17 protein-coding genes are annotated in these 21,225 nt (G+C 44.4%); 6 read left to right on the plus strand and 11 right to left on the minus strand.

Annotation, left to right across the window (positions count from 1 at the left end):
• Nucleotides 1-315 precede the first annotated feature (315 nt).
• Nucleotides 316-3,939 carry an Ig-like domain-containing protein gene (locus JWG44_RS00160; protein WP_205272941.1) on the plus strand — a complete coding sequence of 1,208 codons (3,624 nt, stop codon included), beginning with the start codon at nucleotides 316-318 and terminating at the stop codon, nucleotides 3,937-3,939.
• 45 nt (nucleotides 3,940-3,984) lie between these two features.
• Here the strand turns inward: JWG44_RS00160 and JWG44_RS00165 are convergent, their stop codons facing one another.
• The 4 genes from JWG44_RS00165 to JWG44_RS00180 all read right to left on the minus strand — a co-directional run bounded on the left by JWG44_RS00165 (nucleotide 3,985) and on the right by JWG44_RS00180 (nucleotide 7,897).
• Entirely contained in the window at nucleotides 3,985-4,623 is a 639-nt protein-coding gene (locus JWG44_RS00165) for a hypothetical protein (protein WP_205272942.1), read from the minus strand.
• Nucleotides 4,624-4,729: 106 nt separating this feature from the next.
• Nucleotides 4,730-5,521, minus strand: coding sequence for a helix-turn-helix domain-containing protein (locus tag JWG44_RS00170; protein WP_232371402.1), 792 nt, complete (start codon nucleotides 5,519-5,521; stop codon nucleotides 4,730-4,732).
• 73 nt (nucleotides 5,522-5,594) lie between these two features.
• Complete coding sequence (locus tag JWG44_RS00175; RefSeq protein WP_205272943.1) at nucleotides 5,595-6,065, minus strand: PaaI family thioesterase; 471 nt, start codon at nucleotides 6,063-6,065, stop codon at nucleotides 5,595-5,597.
• 128 nt (nucleotides 6,066-6,193) lie between these two features.
• A complete protein-coding gene (locus tag JWG44_RS00180) occupies nucleotides 6,194-7,897 on the minus strand; it encodes a mucoidy inhibitor MuiA family protein (RefSeq protein ID WP_205272944.1) in 1,704 nt (567 codons plus the stop codon).
• A 433-nt stretch (nucleotides 7,898-8,330) separates the two neighbouring features.
• Here JWG44_RS00180 and JWG44_RS00185 point away from each other — a divergent pair, with 433 nt between their 5' ends.
• The 3 genes from JWG44_RS00185 to JWG44_RS00195 all read left to right on the plus strand — a co-directional run bounded on the left by JWG44_RS00185 (nucleotide 8,331) and on the right by JWG44_RS00195 (nucleotide 11,088).
• The gene (locus JWG44_RS00185; protein ID WP_205272945.1) at nucleotides 8,331-8,906 is read left to right on the plus strand and encodes a TetR/AcrR family transcriptional regulator; all 576 of its coding nucleotides are present in this window, start codon (nucleotides 8,331-8,333) and stop codon (nucleotides 8,904-8,906) included.
• A 1,046-nt stretch (nucleotides 8,907-9,952) separates the two neighbouring features.
• Entirely contained in the window at nucleotides 9,953-10,798 is an 846-nt protein-coding gene (locus JWG44_RS00190; RefSeq protein ID WP_205272946.1) for a class I SAM-dependent methyltransferase, read from the plus strand.
• Between the two features lie 146 nt (nucleotides 10,799-10,944).
• Nucleotides 10,945-11,088: a hypothetical protein gene (locus JWG44_RS00195; protein ID WP_205272947.1), complete on the plus strand. Its 144-nt coding sequence runs from the start codon at nucleotides 10,945-10,947 to the stop codon at nucleotides 11,086-11,088.
• A gap of 56 nt (nucleotides 11,089-11,144) precedes the next feature.
• On the opposite strand, the gene JWG44_RS00200 is transcribed toward JWG44_RS00195, so the two are convergent.
• From JWG44_RS00200 to JWG44_RS00210, 3 genes are all read right to left on the minus strand, one after another.
• Complete coding sequence (locus JWG44_RS00200; RefSeq protein ID WP_205272948.1) at nucleotides 11,145-12,869, minus strand: FG-GAP-like repeat-containing protein; 1,725 nt, start codon at nucleotides 12,867-12,869, stop codon at nucleotides 11,145-11,147.
• Between the two features lie 290 nt (nucleotides 12,870-13,159).
• Nucleotides 13,160-14,344, minus strand: a complete 1,185-nt coding sequence (locus tag JWG44_RS00205) for a Vgb family protein (RefSeq protein WP_232371403.1) — start codon at nucleotides 14,342-14,344, stop codon at nucleotides 13,160-13,162.
• Nucleotides 14,345-14,367: 23 nt separating this feature from the next.
• On the minus strand, nucleotides 14,368-14,550 hold the full coding sequence (locus JWG44_RS00210; protein WP_205272949.1) for a hypothetical protein: 183 nt from the start codon (nucleotides 14,548-14,550) through the stop codon (nucleotides 14,368-14,370).
• 21 nt (nucleotides 14,551-14,571) lie between these two features.
• Here JWG44_RS00210 and JWG44_RS00215 point away from each other — a divergent pair, with 21 nt between their 5' ends.
• Both JWG44_RS00215 and JWG44_RS00220 read left to right on the plus strand, forming a co-directional pair.
• The gene (locus JWG44_RS00215) at nucleotides 14,572-15,879 is read left to right on the plus strand and encodes a sterol desaturase family protein (RefSeq protein ID WP_205272950.1); all 1,308 of its coding nucleotides are present in this window, start codon (nucleotides 14,572-14,574) and stop codon (nucleotides 15,877-15,879) included.
• Between the two features lie 311 nt (nucleotides 15,880-16,190).
• Nucleotides 16,191-16,619 (plus strand): GFA family protein, encoded by a 429-nt coding sequence (locus tag JWG44_RS00220; RefSeq protein WP_205272951.1) that lies wholly within the window; start codon nucleotides 16,191-16,193, stop codon nucleotides 16,617-16,619.
• 114 nt (nucleotides 16,620-16,733) lie between these two features.
• Here the strand turns inward: JWG44_RS00220 and JWG44_RS00225 are convergent, their stop codons facing one another.
• The 4 genes from JWG44_RS00225 to JWG44_RS00240 form a co-directional block, all read right to left on the minus strand.
• A complete protein-coding gene (locus JWG44_RS00225) occupies nucleotides 16,734-17,864 on the minus strand; it encodes a hypothetical protein (protein ID WP_205272952.1) in 1,131 nt (376 codons plus the stop codon).
• Between the two features lie 68 nt (nucleotides 17,865-17,932).
• Nucleotides 17,933-18,253, minus strand: a complete 321-nt coding sequence (locus tag JWG44_RS00230; protein WP_205272953.1) for a DUF1330 domain-containing protein — start codon at nucleotides 18,251-18,253, stop codon at nucleotides 17,933-17,935.
• Nucleotides 18,254-18,341: 88 nt separating this feature from the next.
• Nucleotides 18,342-19,133 carry a DUF1554 domain-containing protein gene (locus JWG44_RS00235; RefSeq protein ID WP_205272954.1) on the minus strand — a complete coding sequence of 264 codons (792 nt, stop codon included), beginning with the start codon at nucleotides 19,131-19,133 and terminating at the stop codon, nucleotides 18,342-18,344.
• A 398-nt stretch (nucleotides 19,134-19,531) separates the two neighbouring features.
• A complete protein-coding gene (locus JWG44_RS00240; RefSeq protein WP_205272955.1) occupies nucleotides 19,532-21,115 on the minus strand; it encodes a methyl-accepting chemotaxis protein in 1,584 nt (527 codons plus the stop codon).
• Nucleotides 21,116-21,225: the final 110 nt, after the last annotated feature.

Consider the following 21,225-nt stretch of genomic DNA (forward strand, 5'->3'; position numbering starts at 1 on the left):
TTGTGATTTTTGATTAGACAGAGGTTTCTTTTTTGGTTGTAAGAATCGAGGAAGTTACGCCATTCTAAGACGCCTCTTGTCTTTTGTTTACGTTGGGGAGAATCCAATTCCGCTCCAAAAAAATCAAATGAATTCGTTTTGACTCGAGTCAAACGTTAGGCTCGATATCGTACCAGCCCTCCTTTGAGCGACTTCGGAGTTTTTCTCCCGTTTTTCAAATTAATTGATTTATAATACAACAGCACTCCGTTGTTATAATTGTATAACGAAATCCAGTCTTAAGGAAGATAGTCGAGCCAAGTCTGGACGCGTTATATGACACAAATTATCTTATCAGCTCTCATCTCCTTTTTCTTTTTATCCAGTTTCGTAAACTGTTTAAACGGCGGTTCGAATCATCTCCCGCCGATTTTTTCTTATATCGATCTAAAAGGAGGATCGCCAACGGTTCCGTTTGGTGTTTCTCAGATTACACCGGGTGTGGGCGTCAACGGCGTTTCTTTGAATACCTCGATTCAAGTTACCTTTAATCGAAATCTGGATTTTTCTTCGATGTCGGCTTCCTCCTTTCAATTGTCCGAAGGTTCTACTCCGATTCCGGGTAATGTGACGGTAAACAATTCGAATCTTGTTTTTACGCCTTCTTCTCCGCTCGCATCCTCTACCGTATATACGGTGATTCTTTCCAAAGATCTAAGATCGGCGGACGGTTTGCTCCTTAACGAGAATTTCAGTTGGACTTTTACAACCGCGACCGTCTCCGATCTGATCGCCCCCGTTGTTTCTCTTGTTACTCCGATCCACTCGAGCGTTTCCGTCCCGATAAACACATCCTTAACCGTTGCCTTTAGCGAGACTATGAATTGTACTTCCCTAAACGGATCCTCTTTTACTCTAAACGATGGCGTTTCGGTGTCGGGTAACGTTACTTGTTCCGGTTCGACGGCGACCTTTACGCCGTTTTTATCGCTCTTGTCTAATACGAATTATACCGCCAACGTTAGCATCGCGGCCCGTGATCTCGCGGGGAATCCGATTGCCTCTTCTTTTAGCTGGAGTTTTACTACGGGCTCTGCTCCGGATTCTTCTCCTCCCTCCGTGTCGTTTGTTAGTCCCGCAAACGCTTCCACCGGATTTGCCGTCAACCGATCCATCGCAGTCGCATTCAGCGAAGTTCTCGACTGCACCACCTTGAATACCTCCAGTTTTGTTTTGAGCGACGGGTCCTCCGTTCCCGGAACCGTCTCTTGTCTCGGAACCACCGCTTTTTTTAATCCTTTAGCGTCCCTATCCTATGGCGTTACTTATACGGTCGCCATTACTACCTCTGTCAGAGATATTTCGTCTAACGCGCTTGCTTCTCCTTTTTTATGGACTTTTACTACCGGTGCGGGACCCGATCTTACGCCGCCTACGGTTTCTTTAGTAACTCCTTCCAATTCTCTTTCCGGAGTAGGCGTGAACACGAGCCTAAGCGCGGTTTTTAGCGAATTCATCGATTGTTCTACTCTCACAACGGCGAGTTTTACTCTTGAAGGAGCTTCCGGCGTTCCAGGAACCGTAAGTTGTCTCGGAACCTCTGCGACGTTTACCCCAAGTGCGAATCTTGCCTACAACTCGGTCTATTCCGTCGACATATCAACGGCCGTGAGAGATCTCGCAGGAAATCCGATGGCAGGAACTTATTCCTGGAGTTTTACGACGGGTCCCGCACCGGATTCTTCTCCTCCCTTGATCTCTATTACAAATCCATTGAATACTTCCACTGGATTCAGCGTAAATGGAATCCTAAACATCGCTTTTAGCGAAGCCTTAAATTGTATCTCGGTTACTACCGCCAGTTTTACCTTGAGCGACGGCTCCTCCGTTCCGGGAACGGTCGGTTGTTCCTCTAACACCGCGACGTTCACGCCGATTACGTCCTTGGCGTATAACACGTCGTATACGGCTACGATCACGACTGCGGTTACGGATATGGCCGGTAACTCGGTATCCGCCCCGTTTGTTTGGACTTTTACTACGGGCTCGGCTCCGGACGTTACGGCTCCGTCAATTTCGATTGTAAATCCGATTCATTCTTCCGTCGGGCTTGCGACTAGTACTAACATTTCCGCGGCATTTAGCGAAGGAATGGATTGTACTTCGCAGACCACGGCGACCTTTACTCTTAACAACGGAGCTTTCGTTCCGGGAACGGTGAATTGTTCAGGACCAAACGCGGTTTTTACGCCGAACGTTTCGCTTCTTTCCGGAACTACTTATACGGCTACGATTCATTTGGGCGCAAAGGATCTCGCAAACAATTCGATTGCTTCCGTCTTTAGTTGGAGTTTTACTACGGGGGCGTCGCCGGATACGACTCCGCCGGGAGTTTCCATTCAGAATCTTCGAAACAAAAGTCTTGTGGAATCCGGTTTTGTCATCGGAACCTCGAACGACATAGGCGGTGTTGCGCTTGTAGAAGTTTCCATCGACGGGGGAGCGTATATGTCCGCGTCCGGTACGACGACTTGGAATTTCAAACTTCCTTCAGGAACTTCGACTTGGAGCGCTGGATCACAACACACGATCGCGGTTCGAAGTAAGGATTCTTCCGGTAATTTTTCCTCCGTTGTTTCGGTTCAAGTCAGAAAAGGGACTAACAAAGATATAAACGGCGACGGTTACGTGGACATGGTGACCGGAGAATACGGGCAAGGTCTGGTTTATATCTTTCATTCTTCCGGAACCTCGGGAATTACCGCGACGAATGCAAGTTTAGCAAATCGTTATATAGTCGGTAATACATCCGATGAATTCGGCAAGTCGGTCGTTTTAGGAGATCTCAACGGCGACGGTTATTCGGATGTGATCGTGGGTGCTCCAGCGGCTAACACGAACACAGGACGTGTTTATGCGTTTTATTCTTCTGGAAGTTCCGGCGTAAACATTTCTTTTGTTTCCTTCGCTTCCGTAAAAATCGACGGAGCCGTCTCCAGCGAAAGATTCGGGTTTGCCCTAGAAACTGCGGACGTGGACGGAAACGGTTACTCCGATCTTATCGTAGGCGCACCGTATTCTTCAACTAACACCGGAAAGGTGTACGTCTTTCATTCTACCGGGACGCCGGGGATTGTGGATACGAGCGCGGCCACTGCGAACGTTATTCTTGCCGGTTCCGCAACTAACGAATTTTTCGGCAGCGCCTTGGTTGCGGGAAACGTCAACGGCGATATCTATTCCGACGTGGTCGTCGGCGCCTACGGTTACAGCGCACAGAAGGGCAGGGTTTCGATTTTTCACGGATCTTCCGCCGGAATAGGAGCCGTCTCTTCTTTGATTACCAACTCGGGAGGAAGCGGTCAGTTTGGATTCTCACTTACTCTTGCGGATGTCAGCGGCGACGGTTATGCGGATTTAATCGCGGGCGCTCCGTTTCTAAACAGCGCCAAGGGACACGTAGTAGTCTTTGTCTCTTCAACAACTCCTGCCGGAATTTTGAGCGGAGGTTTGGGAGGCGCCAACTTTATCATACAAGGAACCGTAATCAGCGATCATCTCGGTTATACGGTTGCGGCGAGAGACTTGGATCTGGACGGTAGAGCCGACTTGATCTTAAATTCCACGCCGAACTCTCCCGCACAAGGAATCGTCTACGTCTATATGACTCCGTTTCCTTCTTATACGGATACGAGCACAGCGACTCTTACGATGACGGGACCAATGGGCGATCTCTATGGTTGGGGTCTATCGACCGGGGACGTAAACGGCGACGGTTACGGGGATCTCTATGTCGGTTCTCCCGGTTATAACAACGGCGCTTTTTTAGGAAGAACGTTTATCTTTCATTCTTCCGGAACGGGTTTGAACACAAACCTGCCTTCTTCCGCGTCTCAAATCCTGGACGGCTCCGGTTTGACCGGAGGAACCGGCAACTGGTTCGGCAGGAGTCTTTATTAAAAGTAAGAATCAATATGTTAGAATAGAATGATATTAGAATATTTTCTAATATCGATCGTGCGAAGCGGCCAGGGCATAAGCTCGGCCGTCCTGCCACAAAGTCTCCAATACGGAAGCGAGGACGGGCGCGTTCCAAACGGTTTGAAAATTAATTTTGGTTTTAATTTTAGGATTTGAATCCGAAAAAAGATACAAATGTCCTTCTTGCGAATATTTCCGAAGATCCTTCCATTCCACAAAATGATCTTCGTTTTTTTGAAACCACTTAACGACGAGAATTTTCACTCCTTTCGGAGTAACTTCTAAATTCTGAATCTTATAGGATCTTCCGTTTTCAAGATTTTCGAGCGCTTCTTCAGCGAGTCTTTTTGTAATATGTTCCCAAAGAGAATCTATGATTTTTAGATATCGGTCTTCTATTTTTTTGTTGGTCACAAAAAGTCGAAGCGATTGAAATCCGATTTGTATCGATTGATTTTTACCGTCTCGGAGGCCGATAGAATAGAGTCGATTTGCTTTGATTCCGTTGATATACAACTGAGTGATTCCATATCGGATCTCTTTGATATCATGACATCGGAGTTGAAGTTTTCCGAATTGAATCGTTTTAGAATCGATCCGAAGTCTTTTTTGAAAAGGATCCAAAATACTCTTTCTTAGATAAAGATCGACGTCCTGATTCATCTTGGAAAGATATCGAGCGGCAAAAAGGAGTTATGGTCAAGATTTACTTCGAGCCGGTACGGAAAAAGGAAACAAACTCACGAGATGAGGAAATAAAAAACCGGTTTCAAAGAACAGTAAGCATCCTTTCGATCTGTTCGTTCTGGATATACCAGCGAATCGTTTCCCCCTTTCCGAAAACGGAAGAAGGCGAAATTCCGAAGATCTCCCGAAACACATTGGTGAAGTGAGCCTGATCGTAAAAGCCCGCTCCAAGCGCCGCGTCCGTGAGGGTGGCGCCTTCTTTGAGGGCGATCACCGCTGTCTTGATTCGAAACCACTTACGAAAGGCGCGGAGGGGAAGGCCGACGACATTCTTAAATTCGTGTTGCAGCCAGGACGCGGACATTCCGATTTCTTCGGCGAGTTCTTCGACGTTTACGGTTTCCTCCGGATTCTCCACGAGCTTTCGCAAAACACGGATAAGACGATCGTCGTCTTGAATGTTTTTGGCGGGCGCCAATCGATTAAAAGGAAACGAACGACTTAGAATTTCGGGATATCGTTCCGGGTCTGCGGAATGAATTTCAGAACAGGTTGTAATCAACTCACGAGCCCATGTAGGATTTTCGGAAAGCCCTTTTGGGCCCGCTTCCTTTGCCAGGATCGCTCCGATTTCACTTCCTGGATCTGCGAACAAAATTCCGACCGTTCCGCTCAGAATTGTCTCGTGACTCAGGGTTCCATCAAAAACAAAACAACGCGAACTCATCCATTGTGAATTTCCTTTGACTCGTTTTCTGATTTCCGTATCCAGTCCGACGACCGTCGCGGAAGTAACGGTAGAATGAAACGCGAGGTCCGGTAATTTTCCTACGAACAACACGGCTCCTCGGAGCGCACAAATTACGTTCTGCATCGGTTCATGTTAATCGGAAACGAGACCCAAGACAATTGAAATCTATGATAGATAAATCGAACGAGCGAAAAAATCAACGAGGTTCGGCGATTGCGTATTTGTATTTTGCCTGTGCGGTTCTTTTGTTTTCTTCGTTGAAAAAGTCGCAGACGTATTCCAAAAGTTTTCCGTTTTTTCGAACGAGTCTTGCTTTGGCGCGTACAGTTTCCGTTCTTACGGGACGAAGATACCGTATCGAAGCGTCCATCGTAAACGTTCTTTCCCTTTCGTTTTCGACGTGGAAGAACGCCATGATGGAAGTGAGCGTATCTCCTACGCTAAAAAAACAACCTCCGTGCATAAATCCGTGAAGGGCCCTGTTGCTTTGTGCATAAGGAATGTCCGCCTCGGAAAGTTCCGAGGCGATGTTCAACACTTTCATATTCGTCGCACCGGGATGACATTGGTCGATCAGATTTTGGGCCTGTTCTATAAGAGAACAGTTTTCCTTTAAAGTAAAAATATCAGTTGGTACATTATGATATAATAATTCGGAAACGGTCATCTTTTCCCCCGTTTGTTTTTATAAGGAGAAGAATAGCACGTTCCCTCGACGGAGTATTGGAAAAACGTGCAGAGGTTTTCTAAATTCGCGAAATGATGTAAAAAAGAAAATGACCGATCTTTGAACGATTACTTAAAAATTCTTTCCAAGTTGTAGATTTTTTTCGGACTCGCGGGAGCGTTTTGTTGTTTGAGATCGTCGATTTCGTTCGGTTTGTTGCGATCCTCTCGGATATTCTCCAAACTCGTCCACATCGTCTGCGGGATTTCGATGGAATAGGAAAAATCGAATTTTTCTTTTTCTCCCGGTTTTACGAGAAGGGTCCAGGAAAGAGTTCCGTTAGCGTCCTTTTTGAAACTGTCGTTACTCGAACCCAGAAATTTTGTGGAGATGTTCGGATCCGCAGTGACCGGAAATTGATCGTAAATCGTAACCTGTCTTGGGCGTTTTGTGTAATTGGAAACTTCGATCTGCCATTGATTTTCGATCTGAACGGTTTTACCCAAAAATCCGGCGCCTGCGACTTCTCCTTTCAAAAGAGAACGTTTGAGTTTTATCCTTTGATCGGGACCAAGATACATTTCAAATTCTTGACCCATCGCGGTTCTATTTCCCGGAGTATAGCTTCCGATAAAACTTCCGTCCATAAAAACTTTTACGTCGTTCCAAAGAAGAGGCATCTTTGTGGTATTTTTAAATTTCGCTTTTAGAAAGACGAAGTTGGAAAGAGTGGGGATCGCAACGTGTGAAATGGAACCCTTGATTTGAGCGCTGTCTATCGATACTCTGTGTTCGGAATTGTCGCTGACGATCGTTTCTTTATTAGGTAAACGGAATGTGAAATTTGCGACGTCTTCACCTTCGGAAATTTCCGAATCGTTCGGCGAAGCGTCTTCCGAGTTTACGTTTCGGCTCGGTTGAGTCAGACTTCCTTGGCTAATTCTCCAAGGTTTGAACGAAGGTAAAGAAATCGCGGAGGAGGGTTTTGCGCTTGAAATCGTGATATCAACGTTCTTCCAATCCTCTCCGGTGTATTGACGGAGTGCGACTCGGGATTCCAAACGAAAGTCCCCGCCTTCGGAGGAGCCGTGAAGATCGTAGATTCCTCTCCAGGAAACGTTTGTTACCAGATATTCGATCGAAACGATTCCTTTGGAACCGGGTTTTCCGGAACAAACGACTTCAACTTCGGAATGGGACCATCGTTTTGCGTCCGCCATTCTTAAAAAGGCGGCGTTTACCTGTACGAATTCTTTATTCAATTGTTCTAATCTTTCTTCGGACTTCTGTATTTTTTCGAGATAACCGTTGCGGCGACTCTCTAAAAATTCCAAACTCGTAGCCCAATTTTTTACGTCGACGGAGTTTGTACGCAATTGCCGGTCCGATTCTTCCGTAGTCAATTGTCCCAGAGAGGAAAGTAATTTGAGTTGTTCGCGAAAGTTAGTTTGTCGATCGGTTTCGGAGCGGATTTCTTGCTGGATCAAAATCGTTTTTTTCTTTAAAGGATCGTTTGTAAGTTCGGAATCTTCTCCCAACGGAATCGTACGAATGGAAACCGAAGAAATGTTCAAGGCTCCGTCCGAAGAAGCGCGGATCGAATCGAGAACCACCGTCGCGGGGAGACGCGCAAAAATAAGAGTTGTTTCTTCGCTCTGCAGTTTGATCTCTTGATTTCTTTTCACCAAGGCTCGATCCGAAAAGATCGTGACCGATTGGATTTTACCGATGACTCGGGAAGAATCCGGATCTTGCGCTTCCAATAAAAAGAAAAACGAAGATAAAGTAAAAAGAAGAATTGTGAGCCGTCCGTTTTCGAGTTTTAGTTTCATTCCGGTCCCCGTATTGAATATATTTTTGGAAAAGATCGATACAGACTGAAAATCCTTTCCTAGGGATCAAAAATTTGCAATCATAAACAAACGATCGTTCCGGATCGATTGTGGGAGAATCGGTCTCTCTGAAAACCGGTAGGATTCGATTCTTCCGAAAAATCGGCGGTTCCTTCCGATTCTGAAAAAAAATTCTATTTTTTGACGTTGATTTTTCATGCAGGAAATGCGGCTTTTAGAATCAAATATAAGAAAAACAAAATAAACTAAAATAGAATTCCGAAATTATATCAGAATTGGATAAAATTCCCCGTCGTGTTGGACGAGATTTTTCCGTTTTAATGATTCGAGACTTCGATTTTTGTCCGAGGCGGATTCTCTACGGTTGTAAATTTTACTTCTCAATTTGGAAGCCGGGGGAAGTCTGAACATTATGCAAGAAACAGGGTTGCGCGAAACCATCATTAGTGTCGCCAGTCAACTTTTTATGGATCGTGGTTATAACGCGGTTTCGATAAAACATATCGCCGAGGCGGCTCATTGTACTACGGCGGCTCTCTATTATTATTTTCCGGAAGGGAAGGAAGCGATTCTCAAAGGAGTTCTTCATTCTCACTTACCCGATCCCGAACAAATTTTGCAAGTCGGTTTATCCGCGAAGTCACTGAAGGAATTGTTTACGCAGATCGCTCTCAGGGTTTGTGCCCACGATTCGGATACGGTTCAAAAAGATCGCTGGCTTTTGGCGGAATTTCCAAACTTTGCGGAATCCGATCGAAAGGTGATTCACGAAAAAATGAAGGCGCTTCATGCCGCGCTTGAGATCGAAGTCGGTCGATTTGTACAGGAGCGCGAAATGGCAAGAATCCTTTCCTGGGTTTATCTATCGGCGAGTTTTGGCTATGGTCAGATTTTTGGAAGTCTTCAACTCAACAAGGTGGCCGATTTCCCTACGGCGGCATTTGCCGAGAAAATCGGAGTGATCCTTTCCAGCGATTTGAAATTATAAAAAAGGATAGCCAACTTTCGATTTTTAAGAGAATTCCCGAAAACACTCGCACCTTATCTTTCCTACAAGTTATTTAAATCCTAAGAAGAATCTGTCGGAACATCGACAATCCTCCGTGAAACGAAATCCCGGCGCTGAGTTCACGCGACCCATCGGGAGCGGAGCACTGAGTTTTTTGGGTTCGGGGTGGTTGGGCGCTTATGGGTGACTTTGCTCTCTCCTAAAATTCCACAAGCGATCCCGATCGGAATTTTCGTAAGAGTTCCTACAGTTCCGACTTTTACTTGCGAAAGGTGGATTCAAAAGAACTTTCCAAGTTGCAGGGAAGGATCTATGGCAAGCGAGAAAGCAGCCTCTAAGTCACTCAATGCGTCGTTCTGGGACCTGAGTTTATGCGGTGGTTCTCGCGGAGGGTGTAAGAGCTCCTACAAAAGCATATCCTTACCCACAAAGTTCTTTGAATCTTAAGAAGAATCTGTCGTAACAACGACAGTCCTCCGTAAAACGAAAGCCCCGCCCTGAAATTTTGGGTGGAGGGGCGGGAGGCGGAAGACTCCCGGACATTTTCCTATATCACAGAATTAAAACTTTGCAAGGAATATTCTCTCTCAGAGCTTTTGTAGGAACTCCTACAAAAACTTTGATTGGATCGCCCTGATTCGAAATCGCTTTTTTAACTTGTGGGTAAGGATATGCCTACAAAAGACGGGGGCGCGAAGATTATAGGCCGTCTCCTGTGTCCTAGTAAGATTCCGGATTCATTTTCTATGGTGTAAATTTTTTATTGACTTACTGATCGATTAGTAAACAAGGTGGTTTTCAGTGGAACTTCCTGCTTTGCTGGGTTCCGAAAATCCGGAAAATGAAGCCGCGAGAAAGCTTTGGATGGGCTTGCCGCAGTTTCTGGAGGATTGGAGGGTAATCCAAAAAGGAGTCGGATTCTTTAAACCCTAATACTTACTGAACGATCGGTAATTCATCAGTAAGATTATAAAAAGAGACACAAAACGGATCACAGTTACGAACAAAAGAGGTTTTGAACCAGAATGGAATTACATCTACAACAGATACGAGAACAGCAAAAGGAATCTTGGAATCATTTTTCTCCTGGCTGGAAGAAATGGGACGACCTTTTTATGGACTTTCTAAAACCGATGGGAGACGAGATCATTCGTCGACTCCATATCATGGAGACGGATCATGTTTTGGACGTTGCGTCAGGAACAGGAGAACCGGGATTGACGATCGCGTCGCTTGCCAAAAGTGGAACGGTTTTTATCACGGATCTCGCGGAAGATATGTTGGAGATCGCATGGGAAAATGCAAGACGGAGAGGAATTTCGAACATCGAAACTCAGGTCTGCGACGTCAGCGAACTCCCTTTCGAGGATGAGACCTTCGATGCGATCAGTTGTCGTTTCGGTTTTATGTTTTTCCCCGATATGAAATTAGCTCTGAATGAAATGGTTCGTGTTTTGAAACCCGGTGGACGGATCGCAACTTCGGTTTGGAACATCCCTGAAAAAAATTTCTGGATCACCGCGATCCTGGGAGCGATTCAAAAAAATATGAATTTACCCGCTCCTCCTCCGGGCTCTCCCGGAATGTTCCGTTGTGCGGAACAAAATTTAATTTCTAATCTTTTCCAAGAAGCCGGACTGAAGAGCGTTTTGGTCAAGGAAGTTTCGGGAAAGCTGAAATGTAAAACGGCGGAAACCTATTGGAACGTCATGACGGAGGTTGCGGCTCCGATCGTCTCAGCGCTTTCCAAAGCGGATGAAAACATGAGGGAAAAAATCAAGGTCGAAGTTTTTGAAACCGTGAATCAAAAATACAAAGACGACGTTCAGATCGAATCCAGCGCTCTTGTAGTTTCCGGAACTAAGCCTTGATCTTTTTCAAAAATCTTGATTTTTAAGGGTTTTGATTCTGTTTTACTTTATCGAAAAAAAGAGAGTTAACGCGGATGGATTACAAGAATATTCTAATGATTTAATTCGTTTAATTTTCGCTTCGGATGCGGAGGTTTGATAGAAATATGAATTTAAAAAATTTTAACTCATTGTATTACGCGGTTTTAGGTTATCTTATCTTTTTGCATATCGTTGCTTATTATTTTTTTCTGTTCTATTTGCAGAACAACAACGTCAAATGGAGCGTCGGATTTTTTCGAAACTTCTGAAAGATGCAGTTTATAACGGAACTTCTCAACATAAAATTAAAATTTAGGATACGATTCTAATGACTGAACGTTTGTCCGAAAAGAGAACCCGTAGGCCCCGGAAGATTATAACCCGAGATCGCTAAATTCGCACTCGTCGCGAGGGAAACAATCAGACCGCTCGCACCCGGACTATAAAAAAGATAAGCCCTTCCCGCGCTGTTTGAATTTCCTGCAGAGCCTGCGATCCAATCGGCATAACCGTCTCCGTTAAAATCGGCAAAGGCACCGAGACCGAAACCGTCTCCCGCCGTCTCTCCTAAAATCGTTGCGGACGCGGTTGCCGATATGGAAGTCCCCGTAGAATGAAACAAGGTAGTTTTTCCAAGTCCCGCGCTAAAGCCGGTGGATCCGGCGGCGAGATCCAAAAATCCGTCTCCGTTTACATCGCCTAACGCCAAACCGTTTCCGAAAGATTCAGAGGCGGTTGCTCCCGTTAGGGTTTGATTTGCTCCGCCTGGTGATACGGCCGAAATGCCGCCGGGACTTCCGTGAAAGGTATAAACCCTTCCGGTATTTCCCGAATAACCGACGGACGCGGCGATCAAGTCTTCGTAACCGTCTCCGTTTACGTCTCCCGTTTCCATGGAGATCCCGAAAGAATCGTTAGACGAAACACCGGTTAGGGTCAATGTCGTGGAGGAAGTATCGACGGCCGATATCCCGCCCGAACCGCTATGAAAGATCCAGAGCTGTCCTGCGGAAGCGCTAAACGTATTGCCGTTTACGATCAGATCGGAAAATCCGTCTCCGTTCAGATCCCCCAAACGAACGGCGGACCCGAAGTTACTTCCGGGGCCGATGATCGACGTGTTCGGCGTAGGAGAAACACCGTTCAATCCTCCGTGATAAATTTGAGCCAAACCCGCGCCGACATAACCGCTCGCCGCTATATCCAAAATTCCGTCTCCGTTTACGTCTCCGAGAGAAATAGAATAACCGAGAGTTGTCGAAGGCCCCGCATCGAGGGTTAGATTCGCGTTAGCAAAACTGGAAGCAATAATTCCGTTTGTTCCTTGACTCTGGAAAACGTAAACTTTTCCGTTTGCTCCACCGTATTCGAAAGAACCTCCGGCAACGAGATCGGCGTATCCGTCTCCATTTACGTCCCCTAATTGAAGAGCGTATCCAAAAGAAGCGGTGGAATCTCCGAGAATGACTACGTTCGCCATACTCGTGTTTGTCGGATTAAAACCATTCATTCCGATTCCATAATATAGATAGACGTCTCCGTTTCGAGTGGTGGAAAATAAGGATGCTACGATCGCGATGTCCGGAAATCCGTCTCCGTTGACGTCTTTGTTGTTTCCTTTTCTAAACGTATAGTTAAGAATCCCGGAAGAATTCCCCGAAAAATCGACGCTACGCACTTGAACCGAATGTAATCCCGCTTTATTCAATGAAGAAGGAATTTGATAACGCCAGGAAAGAGTTCCCACTGCGGAAAAAAAGGGACCGGAGTCCAAGCTGATTTCGATACGAGAAAGAAGAAGGTCGTCGTTTGCGGTTCCTACGATAAAACCGGATTCTAAGATCGAGTTATGCGAAGAAGAAAGATTTCCAACAGTAACGGAAGGGGGTGTACGATCCAAACAAGCGCCCGAAAGGATACATTTTAGAATTTCGGTTTCCCACCAGGCGCGGGAATATGCAATTTCCGGATTGAAGATCGGACTTACACAACCCGTCAGCCAAGTTGAAAAGATCACTGCACAAAGATCGATTTTAAAAATTCTTTTCAAGATAATATATTTAAAACGAAAATAACTTCGAAGAAATTACGAAAACTTTCGTGTTTTCGAAATCTTTCGGTTACGATTGAAATTGGGTGCGGTCGGATCGGTAAAGTTGAAAAAAGGATTTCGGGAAAATTTCAAAAAAAACCATAAGCTAATTTAGAAAATTATAAAAAGTGCATTTCGCTTAACATTTCGACTTTCTTTCTTCGAGAAAAATCCCTCGAACGAGGGAGAAAGCGCCGGAGAATTTTTGTAAATATCTAATTTCGAATGACTGTCTTAGGCGGGAAGAGTTACGGACTTACGATCACCGAGGAGGGAGATAATCCGGTCGGGAAGCTGGAGTTGGCAAGAGTTCCGTTGATATAAGCGCCCGTAGTCGCATTAAAAAAAGTGACGGTCGCAGGGGCGGCGTTGGTTACATAGACAATATTTGCAATCGGATTGACGGAAACTCCGGTCGGAGACGAACCGGTAGAGAAACTTGAGTTTGCTAGAGTTCCATTGAGATAAGCGCCCGTGGTCGCGTCGTGAAACGTTAACGTTTGAGAAGTTTGATTTACCGCGTAGAGGATATTAGCGGTCGGATTGACTGCGATCGAAACGGGACCGGTTCCAACCGGCAAACTGGAATTTGTAAGTGTTCCGTTGATATAGACCCCGTTGGTTGCGTTGTAGAAAGTAATCGAATTGGAAGCATTGTTCCCGACATACAATAGGTTTGCAGTCGGATTGACTGCGATCGAGGTCGGACCGGATTGAGCCGCAAAACTGGAAGTTACCGCAGCGGTCGATGCGTTGTAGTAGGCCACGTCGTCCAAATCAAAATTCGTAATATACATTAGATTGGTTATCGGGTTAAACGCAACCGCCTGCGGAGTGTTACCCGCAGTCGCAAATGTCGAGTTTGCAATCGTTCCGTTAAGATAAGCTCCGGTCGTCGCGTCGAAGTAGGTAACGGTTCCGTCGTTTGTATTGGAAACATAGATAACGTTGTCGTTCGGATTGACTGCGATGGAATACGGAGCCGCACCCGTCGCAAAGCTTGAGTTTGCTAACGTTCCATTGAGATAAGCGCCGGTCTTTGCGTTGAAATAAGTGACCGTGTCCGACGCCTGTCCTGAAACATAGAGAATATTTGCCGTCGGGTTTACCGCAACAAAGTCCGGATTCACCTGTGTCGCAAAGCTCGAATTGGCAAGAGTTCCGTTTAGATAGGCTCCCGTTTTTGCGTTGTAGAAAGTTACGGTATTGGAAACTAAGTTTGTGACATACATAAGATTCGGGGTTTCCAGGGGAGCCGAGGCCCCGTTGGCGAGAAGCATCAGCGCAAGTGGAGCGGCTATATCCGAACTTCCCGATTTATCGTCGGAAACTAAAAAGGTAAGAGCGGGCCAAATCGTACAGGAAACAAAACAAAAGGGAAGGAGTAACAAGAACGCGGATCTTTTAGTTGGAATCATCGGAAGTAAATTCATCGAGCCTTTCTAACAAGTCTCAGTTATATAAACAGACTCACAAGCGGTTCTGCGCTTCGTTTTTTCCGATTGGAGTGAACGACGGATTTAAAGGAATAAACGTCCGAGTTTTTATCCAAATAAAAGAAGGAGGTAATGATCCACATATTTTTCAGAACCGTAAAGGTTCGAATTGTATTGTCGGATTGGAGAATGATGATCAGCATTGTGTTCCTCCGAGATCCTAGATGGAACACAATTTTGTAATTCTTTTTATTCCATTTTTATTCTTATTTATCGGACTGGAAATCGTATTCTCCTGGCGTCGAAATCTAAAACTCTATCGTTTTAGCGATTCGCTTAACAATTTAACCGCCGGAATTTCCAATCAAATTTTTATCATCGTCTTTCATTCGATTACGATCGCGGGTTATCTCTGGATCTATTTAAACTGGAGAATTTTTGATCTTCCCTCCTGGCCGACTGAAATCCTTTGGAGCATTTCTTCCCGGAACTTACTCGGAATGTCCCCCATCTATTGGTCGTGGGGAATTATAGTTCTTACTTGGGCGGCGTGTTTGTTTTTTTACGAGCTCGCGTATTATTGGAATCACAGACTCAGCCACGAAATCAACTTTCTCTGGGCCGGGCATATCGTTCATCATCAAAGCGAGGAATACAATCTTTCCGTTGCGTTTCGTCAGGCGAGTTTTCGAGGATTGTTTACGTGGGTGTTTTATCTTCCGCTCTCGGTTTTAGGCTTCCCGCCAGTGATGATGGGATTGGTAGGTCAGTTCAGTCTAATCTATCAATTTTTGATTCATACAAGGTGGATTAAAAAATTTCCGTACTGGTTCGAAAGAATTTTCAACACTCCTTCTCATCATCGAGTTCACCACGGAAGAAATCCAAAGTATATCAATAAGAATTACGGAGGAACGTTTATTTTTTTCGACAAATGGTTTGGTACGTTCGAGCCGGAAGCGGAGGAGGTGGTCTACGGAATCACGACACAACTCAAAAGTTTCAATCCGCTCTGGGCGAATTTTCACTACTGGTGGGAGATGATTGATCTTGCAAAAAAAACTTACGGCTGGAAAAATCGAATGAAGGTTTTCGTTGCAATCCCCGGTCGGGAACCCACAACCTTTGTCGATCCAGGAAAAAAACCGGAAACGGATTTAATTACATTCAAAAAGTACGATGTAATTCTACCAAAAGGGGTGATGGTTTATTCGACCTTTTGGTCTTTTTTGATCCTGACCGGATCGTATTTGGCCCTTGCTAACGTTACGGAGATCCCGACGGTCGTTTTACAAACGATCTTTTTTATCAGTATTCTTTCTTTTGTTTCTATCGGAGGAATTTGCGATTTGAGAAGATGGGTTCTCTATCTCGAACCGATTCGTCTGCTCTATTTCGACTATATAACGTTTCAATTTTTCGGTACGTCCGTGTTTTCGTTCTCGATTTTTGGTTTTTCGCTCTTGTCCTGGGTTTGGCTTTTGTTCTATCGCGATTTTTTTGGAGATCGAAAAGAAAAGCTTACTTTCTAAATTCCTTGCGAAACGAACTTTGTCGACGTTGCGGATCGATTCTTATCCTTATAGTGAGTTTGTTCCCTCTTTGACGGAGTCTATTCCTTCTTTTTCATTTTTACTTTTTTGTGATTCCCCAGTTCGCCTAACGTAGTCATGATTTTAGGACAAGTCGCGATTTTTGTCTATTTAGACGTTTCGGATTCTTTTTCAATTATAAAAAACAATACATCAAGAATATTCCAAAATAATAATGTATTATCAACCGTTGTAAATAATCGAATTTAGAATTTCCTACGAATCGCGGTCGAAACAAAAGGAGAGATAAATTGGCAAATACAAATACGGGAAAATGTTTCTGCGGAGCCGTTGAAATAGAGGTGGAGGGGGCTCCCGAGGCGATGGGGTATTGTCATTGTAGTTCGTGTAGAACTTGGTCTGCCTCGCCTGTGACCGCTTTTACGCTGTGGAAGCCGGAGAACGTAAAAGTTTTGAAGGGAGCCGAGTTTGTCGGTCGTTTTATGCAAACTCAACAAAGTGATCGTCAATTTTGTACGAAATGCGGGGGGCATCTTATGACGTTTCACCCGCCGTTCGGGTTGATCGACGTCTATCCTTCGACGATTCCAAACTTCAAATTCAATCCGGGACTTCACGTCAACTATGTTGAAACCGTTCTCCCTATGAAAGACGGGTTGTTAAAGTTGAAGGACTTTCCTTCCGAACTCGGAGGTTCCGGATTATCGGTTTCGGAATAGAGAGTTTGTTTTTGTGAAAGCTAAATGATCAAGACCTCTTCGTATTCTTTCGGAATGAATCTCGATTCGAACCTTGGAATGCGGAGAGGTCTTTTTTTAAAGTTTAAAAACTGCTTATAAGAGTTCTCCTCTTTCTCGCAAAGTAGCGATCAGTTTGGAGATGGCTTTATCCATTTGATAAGGAAAAGACTTGTTCCAATCCGAATAAATTTTTTCCTGAATGTGTTCGGACCAGATTATCTTTCCGGTTTGAACGTCGACACAACGAATCGAAAACGAAAACCCTCCTCGGTAGGCTTTGGAATCAAAAGGAGAATATTCGAAGTTATCCAAAAGAATCAAACGGTCCGCGTCCAAGAGGCGTCCCAATTGCAACCTTGAGCTGTTTGTAATCCCGGAAAGAGAAAGTTGGATTTCGGATATCACTTGATCCAAACGTTTTCTTTCGACCAAAAAGATTCCGTGTTTTAAAAAATTTTTCTCGAGAGTGGTATATACGTCCGAAAAAATACCAAAATCTTGATCGGTCGTTTTCGCAAGTGAAACAAATGCAAAGCGGTGAGCCTCTCCTTGTGAAAAATGAGCGCTGAATTCTTTAGATTGAGCCAGGTCCGCGCTAAGATCTTTTTCGAATTGTTGAAACGCGACTCTCATGATCGCAAAATTTTTCTTATTCTGAGAATGATCGAATCGTTCGCTGAATGCGGGAACGATCGGTCCCAAGACTACAGGCGCAAATCCGAAGAGGGAACGATGTTCGATCGGATACTTATAACTTTTCAAAACGAGGTCCGTCTTTTCTTCGTAGATTTCGAATTCCACTCTTCCGTTTGTTCTTTCGATCATAGGAAACAAACCCACTGTAAAAAGAAACGCGATCACGGAAAGAACCGGCGGTTTTACTTCCTCCACGGAGGATCGAATCCGAATCAGAATTCGTGAGTTCGGATTTAAGAGAAATAAAGGACTCTTTCTAAATTGAGAAAGAATTTCCGGAGAATAATAACTCTCGATGTCTTGGGTGGAAACGGAAACATTCAGACCTTTTCCTTTCATATCCTCGATCGCGGTCTCCTTTCTGGAGGCGTCGAAGTCGATTCTTACCGCCACACTTCCCTGGAAAGAAGCGGAACGTTGAAACGGATTTAGACTCTTGGCTCCGAAACCGTCTCCGTTTACGTTCGCATGATGCAAGTAACACTGGAGGAAAAGAAACGAAGGAAGAATGGAAAGAACATATTTCATAGTCTATAACCTACATCCGGGAAATCAACGGGGTCGATTCTAAGATATGGGTTACAGAATTCTATCTTTTATTTGGGTATTTCCGCGATTTGATTTACGTCTTCCCCGCAAACCAGAACGAATTCGCTTTGAGAACCTTTGAGACGACTTTCAAGAAAGGGTTTGTATTCTTCCGAATTGTAGAATGTTTGTGCCGCCTCTTTTGAAGGCCATTCAATGAGAAGAAAAAGTTGAGGGAGTTTTCTTTCTCCTTCCATCTTTTCCATGTTCGCGGTGCGAGCCAGATATTTTCCGCCGTTTTTTTCCACCAGCTTGGTCACGTTGCGGACATACGCCGGAATCCACCGAACGCTTGTTATATTGATTTCTGCGACTGAATAGTATTTCATTTTACCCGATCGGTTTTGTGTTGAGGAAAACTTCTCTCATTACTTTCAAAAGTCAAGAGAGATAAGAATGAAGAATCCGGATGGAACGTCATTGTCGGACACAGTAAATCCCGTGTTGGGTGTTGCAAGCGGTCGCCGAGCCATAACCCCGATCGATAAAGTAATTTGAAAGTTGCTCCGGTTCGCCGAGGGAACCATACGTCGTGCCTAAGGCGGTACTTGTCCAGTTAAAACAGCTTCTTCCTTCTCCGGGCAACCAGATTCCGGGAGAAGAAGGAGTATCGATTCTGATTCCGGTAAACGTATACGTATTGGGGGGACGAGCCCCGTCCACGATAACGCTGTTCTCAAGAGTTCCTAAATACATCGATTGAGAATCGGTAGTAAAAACCGTTAGACTATCATTCGGGTTTAAGGTGCTCTTTTTTATATTGAGATACTTTGTGTTCGGATACAAAACCCAATTGTGAGTCAGATCCCTTGCACCGGATTCATCCATAATCATCGCCTTGTATTCGCTCGGACTTCCGAAAGCGGAGGGGAGAGTTGCAGCCGCGTTTTGACAAAGGGTATCGGCGCCCGTGACACCTCCGATCGCGCCGTTTGTCAGTACACCCGCGATGTTGTAGAGTTCGAAGATATAACAGGGGCCCTTTGTCGTACTACAAGTGGGAAGGTCGGTATGGATGGAAGAAGAAGGACTGAAGATACGAGAGGGTTCGATCAATACGACCAGAGGATTTTTGAGCGCATCCGTATCCAATCGTTCGGCTTCACTGCAGAAAGTTGTAAATAAAAGAATGATCGAAATGGATACTGGCAATTTTAAAAATTGGCTCTTCATCGTTTTCCCATTCAACCAAGTATAACTTGGTCTCATTTATCAGAACAAGTTCACAAATGATAATTATACAATAAATCCTTGGAAAAGATTTTTGGAGGTCACAAAGGGAATGAACGTTACTAATTTAGTAATAAACGGTCGTTAGTCGAAATGAGAAGTTTATAAGAATCTGTCCCAAAACAGGGACAGATTCTTGCAGCTTGATCTTTTTGATAAAGTATAATCGAGTTTTGGGACACGCTGTAAGTTTCATCGATGATTTATAACGGGATGTTCGATCGGCTCTGATCCTTTTCTAAATTCTTATCTTTTCTCGTTTTTTTTGAAACGAAGAACGGAATCCAAAACGTTTTTAACGATTTTCGGATTCCGTTTTGTTCGCCTAAAAGGAATTTTCTTCCCATAAAAAAAATCAAACTTTCAAAAAACCCGTCTTAGTCCTTGTTTGTAAGTTCTCCCGATTGTACGTCCAATTCTAAGATGATTCCGGAAAGGTTTTCACTTTTGGCCGTCAAGGATTCCATCGAAGTCTGAAGATCGTTGATGGAATTTACGATCGCGCGAAGACCGACTCTTTGTTCCTTGGAAGCGAGTTCGATTTCCGAGGAGAGCGCTTTCAAAAAATCTAAATTAGAAAAGAATTGAGAATTGATGGAGTTCTGCTCGCGGAAGAGTCGGGTGAATTCTTCGAAATGAGAGACGAATTCGTGAAACAGGGAATCCTGTTCTTTGAAACGTTCCGCCGTGATTTCCGCCGATTTTTGTCCCGAGGAAACGTGGTTCGTTGATTTTTTGATGATATTGGAGATCAAATCCGCGTTTTTCGCGCTGCTTTCCGCCAATTTTGAAACTTCCTGGGCCACCACTGCAAAACCTTTTCCCGCGTTACCCGCTCTTGCGGCTTCAATCGAAGCGTTTAACGAAAGTAGATTCGTTCGATCCGCGACGTCGGACATGATTTGATTTACGTCGCTCACGCTTCGAAACGAATCTCCCAATGCAAATAAAGAATGGGAAAGTTCCTGGACGAATCCGTTCACAGTGGATCCGGCGGTTCTTAGTTTTTCCAAACTCCGATCGAGATGTTGATTGAACGAGGTGATTTTTTCTATAATCGATTTGAGATTTTGACTGTGAACCACTAAGTTTTCGATATTCTGAAATTGATTCTGTACCGTTTCCGCGGAACTTTCCGTTTGTGACTGAAATTCCTCCATGGTCGAGCTGATTTCTTCGAAAGAGGAAGCGTGATCGGAGACGACTTGGGTAAAATCCTTCATAAAGTCTTTTAGGTTTTGAGAAGAATTCCGTAAGGAACGCGCTGATTCTCGCATCTTGGTCGTTTTATCGTTCATGATTTTTTGTGAATGTTCCAATTCTTTTTGTCTCAGTTCCGAATTCTGAACTAATTTTAAAAAGAGGCTCACTAAAAAACGGACGATCAGAGAAGCGGTAAATAGAAAGATAATCTTCATTATTTGTTCGGACATGGACGCATAACTTGCCGACGCGGCGAGTACGGGATCGTCCACCATTTGCAGGCCGTATTGCACCGCGACTGCGATTATGATCGATTGAGTCACGGAAGTGAGCAATCCGATGACGAGTACGAAATTCGGAGACAAAAGAAGCCCGGCACAAATGATGTAAAGATAGGAAATTCCGTAAAAAATTTGTCCTTTTACGATCACTCCGGAATTTTGCGGAATGTCCGCGGCGACCACGATCATGGTAGAAAATAGACTCAGAACATCCAGGATCATAAAAAGCTGGCTCTGTCTTTCCGAAATCTTACCGTAAACCTTTATCTTATAAAGACTATAAAGAGCATAGACCAACATGCTCGTGACCCCTAAAAGATAAAAAGTGTTTTGTGTAACCGTACTTCGTTTCCAAGAAGCGGTTATGGAAACATAAAATAGAACGATTAGAATCAATCGGATCCAATTGATATAAGCGGGACCGGAAGCTATGATATCGCGATCCGTCCATTGTGTTTTAGAATCTCTTGAAAGCATTCTGCTTTCTACATTGACCCGATTCACGCTCAATTTAATTTTGAATCTTTTTGGAATCGAAAATCTTAAATTATAAGTGGCCGAACGTAAAAAAGGCGCTTGCTTATAAG

It is taken from the genome of Leptospira ainazelensis (assembly GCF_016918785.1).
Lineage (GTDB): Bacteria > Spirochaetota > Leptospiria > Leptospirales > Leptospiraceae > Leptospira > Leptospira ainazelensis.